The 10,361-nt window shown below is 54.9% G+C and carries 10 protein-coding genes; 6 read left to right on the top strand and 4 right to left on the bottom strand.

Going from position 1 to position 10,361, the window contains the following annotated elements; all coding sequences use genetic code 11:
- From ACIQ2T_RS03400 to ACIQ2T_RS03390, 3 genes are all read right to left on the bottom strand, one after another.
- Positions 1-399 (bottom strand): HPr kinase/phosphorylase (locus tag ACIQ2T_RS03400; protein ID WP_397589576.1); only part of this gene is annotated, 399 nt, incomplete at its 3' end.
- Complete coding sequence (locus ACIQ2T_RS03395) at positions 396-1,979, bottom strand: ATP-binding protein (protein ID WP_397589575.1); 1,584 nt, start codon at positions 1,977-1,979, stop codon at positions 396-398. The genes ACIQ2T_RS03400 and ACIQ2T_RS03395, both read right to left, overlap by 4 nt.
- Positions 1,948-2,655, bottom strand: a complete 708-nt coding sequence (locus ACIQ2T_RS03390; protein ID WP_397589577.1) for a response regulator transcription factor — start codon at positions 2,653-2,655, stop codon at positions 1,948-1,950. The genes ACIQ2T_RS03395 and ACIQ2T_RS03390 overlap by 32 nt, the downstream gene beginning before the upstream one ends.
- Positions 2,656-2,847: 192 nt before the next feature.
- Here ACIQ2T_RS03390 and ACIQ2T_RS03385 point away from each other — a divergent pair, with 192 nt between their 5' ends.
- Together ACIQ2T_RS03385 and ACIQ2T_RS03380 are read left to right on the top strand one after the other, a co-directional pair.
- Positions 2,848-4,449, top strand: a complete 1,602-nt coding sequence (locus ACIQ2T_RS03385) for a phosphoenolpyruvate carboxykinase (RefSeq protein ID WP_397589574.1) — start codon at positions 2,848-2,850, stop codon at positions 4,447-4,449.
- A gap of 11 nt (positions 4,450-4,460) precedes the next feature.
- A complete protein-coding gene (locus tag ACIQ2T_RS03380; protein WP_397589573.1) occupies positions 4,461-4,940 on the top strand; it encodes a hypothetical protein in 480 nt (159 codons plus the stop codon).
- Positions 4,941-4,998: 58 nt separating this feature from the next.
- On the opposite strand, the gene ACIQ2T_RS03375 is transcribed toward ACIQ2T_RS03380, so the two are convergent.
- Positions 4,999-5,229, bottom strand: coding sequence for an NfeD family protein (locus tag ACIQ2T_RS03375; RefSeq protein WP_397589572.1), 231 nt, complete (start codon positions 5,227-5,229; stop codon positions 4,999-5,001).
- A gap of 387 nt (positions 5,230-5,616) precedes the next feature.
- Here ACIQ2T_RS03375 and ACIQ2T_RS03370 point away from each other — a divergent pair, with 387 nt between their 5' ends.
- From ACIQ2T_RS03370 to ACIQ2T_RS03355, 4 genes are read left to right on the top strand one after another with little or no spacing between them, the layout of a single operon-like run.
- Entirely contained in the window at positions 5,617-7,101 is a 1,485-nt protein-coding gene (locus ACIQ2T_RS03370; RefSeq protein WP_397589571.1) for a M28 family peptidase, read from the top strand.
- A gap of 54 nt (positions 7,102-7,155) precedes the next feature.
- Positions 7,156-8,616 carry an IMP dehydrogenase gene (gene guaB, locus ACIQ2T_RS03365; RefSeq protein WP_397589570.1) on the top strand — a complete coding sequence of 487 codons (1,461 nt, stop codon included), beginning with the start codon at positions 7,156-7,158 and terminating at the stop codon, positions 8,614-8,616.
- 3 nt (positions 8,617-8,619) lie between these two features.
- Positions 8,620-9,801 (top strand): RsmB/NOP family class I SAM-dependent RNA methyltransferase, encoded by a 1,182-nt coding sequence (locus ACIQ2T_RS03360; RefSeq protein ID WP_397589569.1) that lies wholly within the window; start codon positions 8,620-8,622, stop codon positions 9,799-9,801.
- Between the two features lie 35 nt (positions 9,802-9,836).
- Positions 9,837-10,358, top strand: coding sequence for a hypothetical protein (locus tag ACIQ2T_RS03355; RefSeq protein WP_397589568.1), 522 nt, complete (start codon positions 9,837-9,839; stop codon positions 10,356-10,358).
- Positions 10,359-10,361 lie beyond the last annotated feature (3 nt).

Genomic DNA, 10,361 nt, shown 5'->3' with positions numbered 1-10,361 from the left:
AAGCGCCAGTTCGACCTTTAGCACACTGCTGACCTGAAATGGATCAAGCTTCACCAGCGGCACCAAAAAATCAGCGATTGTGGTTCGCATATCTTCGGCGGGCATGCGGTCAACATCCTTTGCGCATTCGACGACGAGGCGCAGCGGGGCGGAAACCTCATATTCGACAGAACAGATTCCTATGCCGCGCACTTCAATTTTTCCAGCTATGCTAGGCGCGTAAGCTAATAGGGGAACGCCATCGGCGCTTTCGAGATGCAGGATGTCGTCACTGATCAGTTTGGCGCCGCGGTCAATCAAGCGAAGGGTCAAATCGGACTTTCCGCTTCCAGATGGTCCAACTATTAGTACGCCAAGGCCGCCTATAGCGACCGCGCTACCATGAACCATCGTCGTCATTTGCGTTTCGCCTTGGTGGCGCAAGGCAGCGCTATTTCGAAGCATGCTCCGTCCTTACCATCAACGCGATCGCGCACCATGATGCGGCCATGATGCCCTTCGATGATTGTGCGGGCAATTGCGAGGCCAAGCCCGCTATGCTTGCCGAAATTCTCTGATGCAGGCCGTTCGCTATGGAAACGGCGAAAAACGGCCTCGCGTTCTTGAGCCGGAACGCCCGGCCCTTCGTCGCTAATGCGGATGATAACTTCGGCGTCGGCCAGTGTTGCGGAGATTTCAACCACTGATCCAGGAGGCGAAAAGGACACCGCGTTGTCGATTAAATTGGTCAGCATCCTCTCAAGCCGAACATCTTCACCCATCACCGTAGCGATCGACCTTCGCGGCCTCGCGAACGCAATGGTCACATCTTTGTCGCTTGCCCTATCCTCACGTGCCTGAAGCAATTGTTCGATCATATCGCCTAGATCAATGGGCTCAAACTTTGCCTTGGCAAGTTGCGAGTCCACACGGCTCGCGTCGGAGATGTCGCTTATTAAACGGTCCATCCGCTGAACGTCCGCTTTCGCGACGTCCATCAACTGTTTGCGCAACTTTGGGTCGTCAATCCGCTCTGCGCCATCCAGCGCAGATCGCAACGACGCCAGAGGGTTTTTGATTTCATGCGCGACATCCGCCGCAAATGCTTCGGTTGCGTCAATGCGTTGGCGAAGGGCGATGCTCATGTCGGACAAAGCGCGTGCCAACATCCCAATCTCATCGCGGCGCGAGGGCAGGCGCGGGACCGTAACCTCTTGCGCACGTCCGAGCCTTACCTTCACCGCGGCACGGGAAAGATGGCGCAAGGGTCGCACAATCGTGCGGGCAAGAAACGTCGATAGTAAAATACCAATACCCAGCGCGAACAAGAAAAACATGCCGATGTTAAACCGTTCGGCGCGGACAAAGAGCCGGATATCGCGCTCATTCGATGTAGTGAGTACAGTGTAACTTCGGTCTGGAGATTGCGACGCTGCGCTGATCATATGGGTTAGGTCAGGGGCAAAACGCACCGCGGACGAAGCCTTGGATAGCTTAGCGGTGGCTAATTCCGGCCAAGCTTCTTTGGTGTCGGATCTGGGTTCAATAAACGGTTGAAGCGCCTGAGCGCCTACTAGAAAGTCGAATAGCCGGTCGATCCCACGTGCGGCGACTTTGGGCCATGGTTCACGGTCTGGGTCGCGAAAGACATAGGTCGGCCGTTGATTGGCGAAACTATCGAGGATCTTAGTACCTTTTTGGTCGTAAATACGAATGCGGGATTGGTTTTGCTGACCGAACTGGATGACATAGGCTGCTCTGTTTTCTTGGGCGACTAGAGGCAAGCTGCGGGCAAGAAACGTGGCTTGGTTGCGCGCGGTCTGTTCGCGCTCGGCAATTAACCGCACGCGGTAGCTGTCGAGGAAAAATAGCCCGGCGCCGAGCAACGCCAAAACGAACAGGTTTACAGCAAGGATTCGGGTGGTTAGCGATAACCCCCGGCTCCATCCCAACTGTAGATCAGCGGGCTCAACTGTCGGCGAAGCGATATCCGGCCCCATAAAGCGTATCTATTGCGGTGAATTCGGGGTCAATTTCGCGGAATTTACGGCGTAGCCTTTTGATGTGGCTGTCGATGGTGCGATCATCGACATAGACATCGTCCTGATAGGCGGCATCCATCAATTGGTCGCGGGTGCGGACAACGCCTGGTCGGATAGCTAACGCCTCCAGGATCATAAACTCTGTTACTGTCAGCGTAAGCGACCGCCCATCCCATTTGACCTGATGGCGGGCTGGGTCCATTTCCAGCTTTCCGCGCATCATTGGTTCCGGTTCGGATCCCGCTTCGCCACTAACGATCACCTTGTCATAGGTTGCGCGTCGTAAAATGGCCTTCACGCGTGCGATTAACAAACGCTGCGAAAATGGCTTCGTGATGTAATCATCGGCGCCCATGGCAAGGCCAAGAGCTTCATCGAGTTCTTCATCTTTCGATGTCAGGAAAATGACGGGCATGTCACTTTTTTCGCGCAACCGCCGTAGCAGTTCTAACCCGTCCATCCGGGGCATTTTGATATCGAAAATACCCAAATCAGCCGGGTTCTCAAGCAGTGCCTTCAACGCAGTCTCGCCATCCGAATAAATCCGGGTCACATATCCTTCCGCCTGCATCGCAATGGACACAGAGGTTAGGATATTCCGGTCATCGTCGACCAAGGCGATATGGGCACTCATCCCGCGTTTATAGTGAGGCAAGGGCTTAGGTTCAATGCATTGCTCCTTAAAGGCAAAGTCTTCCGTGGATAACGTTTTTCTCGTCAAATCCATACGCCCCCCATTTGACCTTGCCTTACGCATCGTATACCGGCGGCTCCTTCCATGGTGCATACGTATGCACCAGATTCGCAACTTTTGCCGGAGCAGCCAATGTCGACACCACTGAATATCGCACTTTCACAACAGGGTTTCGGCACAGATGCAGAGCTGCATTGCAATTTAGGCACCGCCCAACTGGTTGAGGCAGCGCTTGCGAACAAAGAGGGGATAATGGCCAAGGATGGCCCGTTGGTGGTCAAGACCGGCTTGCATACGGGGCGCTCGGCAAAGGATAAATATATTGTTCGCGATGCCGAAACCGAAAACAGCATTTGGTGGGGCAAAACCAATGTGGGGATGGACCCCGCACATTTTGCTGCATTGAAAAAGGATTTCATCGCTGCTCTGGGAGGCAAGGACAAATTATACGTCGCTGACCTGTTCGGTGGATCGCAACCGGAACACCGTGTTAACGTCCGCGTGATCAATGAATTTGCTTGGCACAACCTCTTTATCCGCACTTTACTTGTACGGCCCACGCAGCATGAATTAGCTGGCTTTGTGCCCGAATATACAATCATCGATTTGCCAAGTTTTCGCGCAGATCCTGCTCGTCATGGTTGCCGCAGCGAAACGGTTGTCGCGGTCAACTTTACCGAGAAGCTTATTCTCATTGGCGGCACCGCTTATGCGGGCGAAATGAAGAAGTCCGTGTTTGGCATTCTCAATTACCTTCTACCGGTAAAGGGCGTGATGCCCATGCACTGTTCGGCCAATATCGGCGCCGATGGCCATACTGCCGTCTTCTTTGGCCTGTCGGGCACGGGCAAGACAACGTTGTCCGCCGACGCCAGCCGCACGTTGATTGGTGACGATGAACATGGTTGGTCGGACACCGCCGTGTTCAACTTTGAAGGCGGTTGCTACGCCAAGATGATTCGTTTGTCCCCTGAAGCCGAGCCAGAGATCTTTGCCACAACAAAGCGTTTCGGCACGGTACTCGAAAATGTCGTGATTGACCCGGAAACGCGTGAGCTTGATTTCGACGATAACAGCCTCGCGGAAAACAGCCGCGGTTCATACCCAATTGAATTCATTCCGAACACATCGGAAAAGAATATGGGCCCAGTGCCCAAAACGATTATTTTCCTTACCGCTGACGCATATGGCGTCCTTCCGCCCATCGCACGGCTGACGCCCGATCAGGCGATGTATCATTTTCTGTCAGGTTACACAGCGCGTGTGGCGGGAACAGAGATTGGTGTTACTGAGCCGGAGGCGACATTCTCCACCTGCTTCGGCGCGCCATTCATGCCGCGTCATCCAAGCATTTACGGCAATTTGCTAAAGGAACGTATTGCCAAGGGTAATGTGCAGTGCTGGCTGGTAAACACGGGCTGGACGGGCGGTAAGGCCACGATGCCGGGCATTAGCCGTATGCCGATTAAAGCGACACGCGCGCTGCTCAACGCTGCGCTTGACGGCAGCCTCAATAATGCAGAATTCCGTATGGACCCCAACTTTGGATTTGAATTTCCGGTCTCGGTGCCCGGTGTTGACAGTGGCATCCTTGACCCTCGTGTCGCATGGGCAGACAGCGCGGAATATGATGTGACTGCGCAAAAATTGGTGCAGCAATTCATCGACAATTTCGCGCAATTTGCCGACCATGTCGATGAAGGTGTAAAACAATCGGCACCCAAGGCAGCTTAACGCGTCCGAACATGACCGGATCAATAGTTCGCCGGCACATGTCTGAATTCGAAGTGCGCTTGTTCGAGGATGACGCGTCGATTGTATCCATCGGTGAAGGCTTGCTCTCGGCAACGCTGTCGCGTGAGGCGTGGACGCATGAGGCCCATCTGGCCGCGTGTAGTTGGCTGGTGCGCGCGCGAGGCGACATTGATACCGAACGCGAACTGCCCCTCATTATTGCAGCTTATAATGCGGCGGTCGGCGAGGTGAATGACGACACGCGGGGCTATCATCACACGATTACGCAAGTCTATATTGCAGGGGTTAAAGCCCATTTAGCAGAAGTGGGGCACGACTTGCCGCTGTATGCGGCAGTCAACGCATTACTTCTTTCGGAGCGCGGAAGCCGTGATTTGCCACTTCGGTTTTACTCCAAAGAACGCCTGTTTTCGGTTCAGGCGCGGCGGACATTTGTCGCGCCAGACCGCCTTAGCCTCAAACATATTTAGGCTGACATTTCGCGCACCCTGTCCGCTGTCACGGCCCTAGCGTTTTGTGTCATTTGTCCTACATAAATTTTTTGCCGGTAAAGACAGTAATCACCGACAAAGTGACAAACATTGCAACCTGATACGCAACGGTAATGGGTAGGAAATAGTCCAATCCGCCAACGATCAACGCTGCCAGGGCGATCCAAATTAGGAAGCGCCCTGGCGAGACCAATTCAGCTGCGCCGAGCACAAAGCCAAGTGAAAGCCAAAACCAGTGAGTAGATATTGTGTCGAGCCATTCTGCCATTGTAGCACTCCCAAAAATTCGAAACGCGAAACCATAGACCGCACCAAAACCTCCAGCTGTCAGGTGGAAGGCCTTCTGCAGTTTCAGTCGTTCGGCGGCCAATGCTCAAGACTGCCGTTTCGCCGTTTTTTAGCGTTATGCCTGTTTATCGCTCATGGCCAGTGGCTCTTTCGCCAATACGCCGATTTCGCCAAGCGTATTGATCAATCGCGCTGCCTCAATTGTGGATCAGATGCTTTTTGCATTGGGTTAGGCATTGGGTCGAGGTCGGCTATGTCGAATTAGGGGTCGCATGATTGAATTGATGCATGTACGGAGCAAATTTGAGGGTAGAACGTTCCCACCATGCGATGGGTGACGTCGTGTCTTAGTCCGGAGCGAACCATCATGCGGCTTGTACATTCAGCTATTTTAGTCGGTCTTGTGGGCTTTTTGGCAAGTCCAGTTCTATCCAAGGCTGTGACCGAGGCCGATTTGCGCGCGCACATTGCCATTCTTGCCAGCGATGATTTCGAGGGGCGCAAACCGGGTACTGCAGGTGAAGCCAAAACAGTCAAATATATTGCCGAGCAATGGGCGAAGGCAGGCGTGAAACCCGCTGCTGCCGATGGCGGCTGGTTTGAACCGGTACCCCTCATTCAACGTGGGCAGGGCAGTTTTGATTACAGCTTTAATGCAAATGGACGGAAATTGCGCGTTGGGTCGGATGACATTGTCCTGATTGGCAAGCAGGCGGAATATGTGCGTGGCAACCTGCCGATGGTTTTCGCAGGCATGGGCGTAAAGTCTGATGGAACCGTTGGCGCCGATGTGGCGGGCAAGGCGGTTCTCGTCCTGTTTGATGCCGAAAATGTTCCAGACAAGATGAAGTCGCCCAGAGCGCGGCGTGAGGCATTGGTCGCGGCCGGTGCGGAAGCCATTATCTTTGTGGGCGATAGCAAGGGCAGTTGGCCATCGCTGCGCCGGTTGCTGTTGTCGCGTCCGATAGCGCTTGAAAGCCGAGAGATGCGGGCACCACTTGAAGGTGCTGTTACAAGCGAATTTGCAGTGGGCCTCGTTACTGCCGCAGGGCAGGATTGGGACACATTACGTGCCCACGCAAAACAAGCGGATTATGCCGGTGAAGCGCTCGGCATAGATGCAGACTTCAATGTTAAAACAGATATTTATCGTTTTAACAGCTCGAATGTCATTGGTAAAATATCGGGCCGTAAAAAGAATAGTGGCGCGTTGATGTATATGGGCCATTGGGACCATTTGGGTATCTGCGCGCCAGAGGGGGCGCCGGATCGCATCTGCAATGGGGCGGTCGATAATGCCAGCGGCATCGCAGTGATGAACGAAGTGGCCAAGGCATTGGCAAAGAAGAAGTATGATCGTGACATTTACTTTGTGGCGACCACAGCCGAGGAAAGCGGCTTGCTTGGTGCATATGCATTTGCGCAAAAACCTGTGCTCCCGCTGGATCAGATTATCCTTTCGTTAAACGTCGACACCATCGCCATCGCGTCGCGGGGGTCTAAAGTAGCTATCATTGGTCGTGGCACAACGCCGCTCGACGACGAGGTCGAGACTGTTGCCAAAAAGACGGGGCGCATGATTGAAAGTTCTACCAACGCCAATGCTTTCATTCAACGGCAAGACGGTTGGGCGCTGACGCAAAAGGGCGTTCCGGCACTGATGGTTGGCGGATCGTTTGCGGACCTTGATCTTTTGCAGAAATTTTTGGGCAGCGATTATCATGGCCCGAATGATGAGGTGACGGACGCTACCGAACTTGGCGGCGCAGCCGAAGATGCCGACCTGCATATTGCGCTTGGGCGCTACTTTGCGGACACGCGAAAATATAAATCGAAGAAGGCTGGCGAATAAAAGGGTTACTGTTTACATGGGCCGCCACGAATCAAAGCTTAAAGCGGTGGCCCCATGAAAGAAATTCCCCTCGGACTGACATTTGACGACGTGCTGTTGCAGCCCGGACCGTCGGACATTTTGCCGAGCCAAGCGAACACGCGGACGCTGCTAACAAAAAGCATTTCCCTTAACATTCCTGTTTTGTCGTCTGCGATGGATACCGTGACTGAAGCACGCATGGCCATTGTCATGGCGCAGCTTGGCGGCATCGGCGTTTTGCACCGTAACTTAACCATCGAAGAACAATGCGCTGCTGTCCGTCAGGTAAAGCGCTTTGAAAGCGGTATGGTCGTGAACCCCATCACCATTGCGCCGAACGCCACCTTGGCCGAAGCACAGGCACTGATGCTGGCGAATGCGATTTCCGGTATTCCGGTGGTTGAGGGGAGCGGCAAGCTTGCCGGCATATTGACCAACCGTGATGTTCGCTTTGCCGAAAACCCGTCGCAGCCTGTGTCCGAATTGATGACGCACGAAAATTTGGCGACGGTATCTGCTTCGGTCTCGCAGGAAGAAGCAAGGCGTTTGCTGCATCAACGGCGGATAGAAAAGCTGCTCGTCGTCGACGATGCCTATCATTGTATTGGCCTGATCACCGTTAAGGATATCGAGAAAGCCGTTCTCTATCCTAACGCCACCAAGGACGGTTCCGGTCGGTTGCGCGTTGCAGCGGCGACCACCGTAGGCGAAAAGGGCTTGGCGTATACCAAGGCGTTGATTGATGCCGAATGCGATCTGATTGTCGTCGACACCGCACATGGCCACAGTGCCATGGTTGCCGCTGCAGTCGCTGAAATCAAACGCATGGCGCCTGAGGTTCAGGTTGTTGCCGGAAATGTCGCCACTGCCGCCGCTACCCGAGCGCTTATCGACGCTGGCGCAGATGGCATCAAGGTCGGCATTGGCCCAGGTTCCATCTGCACCACCCGCGTCGTTGCAGGCGTTGGCGTGCCGCAATTGACGGCCATTATGGAATCAGCAGCGGAAGCTGCTAAATCCGGGATACCCGTGATAGCCGACGGCGGTTTGCGGACATCGGGTGACGTTGCCAAGGCGCTCGCGGCGGGTGCGTCATCGGTGATGGTCGGATCATTGCTGGCGGGCACCGAAGAGGCCCCGGGCGACACGTTCCTGTATCAAGGACGCACCTACAAAAGCTATCGTGGCATGGGCAGTGTCGGGGCAATGGCGCGTGGCTCAGCTGACCGTTATTTTCAGCAAGATATCAAGGATCAGCTTAAGCTGGTTCCCGAAGGTATTGAGGGACAAGTGCCTTACAAGGGACCCGCGCGCGATGTTATTCACCAACTGGTGGGCGGCGTAAAGGCGGCTATGGGCTATACAGGTTCGCGCACGATCGCCGACCTTCAGGAACGCGCGCAGTTTGTGCGCATCACCAATGCCGGATTACGGGAAAGCCATGTTCATGACGTTACAATTACACGCGAAGCGCCCAATTATCCGACGCGATAAGGCATGAGGCCCGCTGCGCGCCTGCAATCGGCCATTGAATTGGTCGATCAGATCATCCTTGCGGCCCGCGACGGCGGTGCATCCGCGGACCAGATTGCCAAACGCTTTTTTGCTGAGCGGCGCTATGCGGGGTCAAAAGACCGCCGCGCTGTGCGCGATTTGGCGTGGGGCGTCATACGGCGGTTTGGAAAGCGTCCCGCAACCGCCCGTTCCGCGTTTGCCGCGATGGCGGATGCTGATCTTGAGCTGGCGGCTTTATTTGACGGTAGTGACTATGGTCCCGCGGTCATCGACCCGGCTGAGGCGCGCTCAACGGGTGGCGCTTTGCCGAAATGGCTAAAGCCTTTGTTTTCCGTGCATATTGACGAAGCCGAACAAGCGTCCTTGCTTGACCGCGCACCGATGGATCTGCGCGTGAACGCGCTAAAGGCCCGCCGCGAGGAAGTTGCCGCGGCGTTACCCGAGGCGGAGGTTTTGCCCGCTCCTGAATTTGCGCTGCGGCTGCCCGGCGGTACGGCGATTGACAACCATCCTGCTGTCGAAAGCGGCCAAGTTGAAATTCAGGACTTGGGCAGCCAGCTTATCGTTGAGGCATGTCAGGCAAAGGGCTTGGGTACCGTGCTTGACCTGTGTGCAGGTGCAGGCGGTAAGACGCTGGCCTTGGCTGCGGTTATGCGCAACTCAGGCCGCTTGATTGCCACAGACACGAACCGCAACCGTTTGGACCAGCTTAAGCCGCGTGCGGCTCGGGCAGGTGCAACGAACGTTGAAACACGGCTGCTGAACCCGAATAAGGAAAAGGACATGCTGTCCGATCTTGCGGGTGGCTGTGACCTCGTTCTTATCGATGCTCCGTGCTCAGGCAGCGGAACGTGGCGGCGCAACCCCGAAACGCGCTGGCGCCTAGATGCCGCCCGTTTGAAACGCGTAATTGATGAACAGGCCAAGCTTCTCGACATCGGTTCGGAAATGGTCGCGCGTGGCGGGCATTTGGTATATGCGGTGTGCTCGTTGATTGAAAATGAGGGCAAAGGCCAAGTGGCTGCATTTTTGAAATCGCATAAGGGCTGGCGCGCTTCTGAAACCGGCGTTTCAATGGGCCGCGCGGATGGCGACGGCGTGTTGCTGACGCCTATGCATGATGGCAGTGACGGATTTTTCTTCGCGAGGCTTCAAAAGCTGTGATAGCGTCGATTTTCGAACGAATTTGGATATTTTTTATGCGCTTTTCGCCTGCAGCTATTGCCCTTTCGCTTACCTTTGCAATCATGTCGAGTGCGAGCATTGGCGGACGGGCGGACGTTGACGCCCGCTCAATTGCGTTATTGAAAACGGGCGATCAGGAAGCCAGCGCTGGCCGCCTCGATATTGCGATTGGCTGGTACGAGTCCGCGCTTGCGGTCGACCCGCGCAATGGTGCTGCCTATGTTGCAATGGCCCGTGCGGTAAAGACCCAAGGGTTGGAAGGCAAGGCGGTCGGCTTCTACAAAGAAGCGCTTGAACTTGAACCGAATGATCAGATTGCCTTGGCAGAACAGGCCGATATTTTGATTTCCAAGGGTGCATTGGAAATTGCGCGTAAGAACATTGCACGGTTGCGCACGCTATGCCGCGCCAATTGTACTGCCCCAACACGCCTTTCACTGGCGATTGATGCTGCGTCCCAGAAACAGCAGGCGCAGGCCAGTGCTGTTGATCTCAAAACGACTTTGGGTGCTCCGCTGGAGCCAAAGGCGAACTAATTC

This window comes from Sphingorhabdus sp. (assembly GCF_044357595.1).
Lineage (GTDB): Bacteria > Pseudomonadota > Alphaproteobacteria > Sphingomonadales > Sphingomonadaceae > Sphingorhabdus_B.
This window is presented reverse-complemented; position numbering and strand designations above follow the sequence as displayed.

Excerpts from the sequence above, each read along its gene's own strand:
- ACIQ2T_RS03395 (WP_397589575.1), bottom strand. The coding sequence starts at position 1,979 with ATGGGGCCGGATATCGCTTCGCCGACAGTTGAGCCCGCTGATCTACAG.
- ACIQ2T_RS03390 (WP_397589577.1), bottom strand. The coding sequence starts at position 2,655 with ATGAGTGCCCATATCGCCTTGGTCGACGATGACCGGAATATCCTAACC.
- ACIQ2T_RS03385 (WP_397589574.1), top strand. The coding sequence starts at position 2,848 with ATGTCGACACCACTGAATATCGCACTTTCACAACAGGGTTTCGGCACA.
- ACIQ2T_RS03380 (WP_397589573.1), top strand. The coding sequence starts at position 4,461 with ATGACCGGATCAATAGTTCGCCGGCACATGTCTGAATTCGAAGTGCGC.
- ACIQ2T_RS03375 (WP_397589572.1), bottom strand. The coding sequence starts at position 5,229 with ATGGCAGAATGGCTCGACACAATATCTACTCACTGGTTTTGGCTTTCA.
- ACIQ2T_RS03370 (WP_397589571.1), top strand. The coding sequence starts at position 5,617 with ATGCGGCTTGTACATTCAGCTATTTTAGTCGGTCTTGTGGGCTTTTTG.
- guaB (WP_397589570.1), top strand. The coding sequence starts at position 7,156 with ATGAAAGAAATTCCCCTCGGACTGACATTTGACGACGTGCTGTTGCAG.
- ACIQ2T_RS03360 (WP_397589569.1), top strand. The coding sequence starts at position 8,620 with ATGAGGCCCGCTGCGCGCCTGCAATCGGCCATTGAATTGGTCGATCAG.
- ACIQ2T_RS03355 (WP_397589568.1), top strand. The coding sequence starts at position 9,837 with ATGCGCTTTTCGCCTGCAGCTATTGCCCTTTCGCTTACCTTTGCAATC.